The sequence below is a fragment of the Novosphingobium sp. ZW T3_23 genome (assembly GCF_044987305.1).
Classification (GTDB): Bacteria; Pseudomonadota; Alphaproteobacteria; order Sphingomonadales; family Sphingomonadaceae; genus Novosphingobium.
This window is the reverse complement of the sequence record NZ_JBJDRF010000164.1, coordinates 1-507: the sequence shown is the minus strand read 5'-3', so window position 1 is coordinate 507 and position 507 is coordinate 1. Positions and strand designations below refer to the sequence as shown.

Annotated in this window: 1 protein-coding gene; it reads right to left on the bottom strand. The window is 68.0% G+C overall.

From position 1 onward, the window contains the following. Positions 1-492: ATP-binding cassette domain-containing protein (locus ACI3K3_RS25835; RefSeq protein ID WP_404918989.1), on the bottom strand; the 492-nt coding region annotated here is incomplete at its 3' end. Positions 493-507 lie beyond the last annotated feature (15 nt).

Below are 507 nucleotides of genomic sequence, written 5' to 3'. Positions count from 1 at the left end.
GTCGAGGATGCCCACTCGGGCCTTCTTCAGCACGGCACGCGCGATGGCGACCGTCTGACGCTGCCCGCCCGACAGGCTCGACACCTTCTGGCGGACCGACTTCACGGTACGCACCGAGAGGGAGCGCAGCGTGTCGGACGCCTCCTTCTCCATGCGGCCCTCGTCGAACGTGCCGAACGAGAGCTCCTCGCGGCCGAGGAACATGTTCTGGACGATGTCGAGGTTGTCGCACAGGGCGAGGTCCTGGTAGACGACCTCGATGCCCAGGTGCCCTGCGTCGCGGGGCGCGTGCAGGTCGCGGTGCACGCCGTCGATGAGGACTTCGCCCTCGTCGTAGGGCTGCACGCCGGCGAGCCCCTTGATGAGCGTGGACTTGCCGGCGCCGTTGTCGCCGACGAGTGCGGTGACCTTGCCGGGGTGGACCTTGAGATCCACGCCCTTCAGGACGCTGACCGGGCCGAAGGACTTCTTGACCCCGACCAGCTGGATGATCGGCTCGACGCCGAC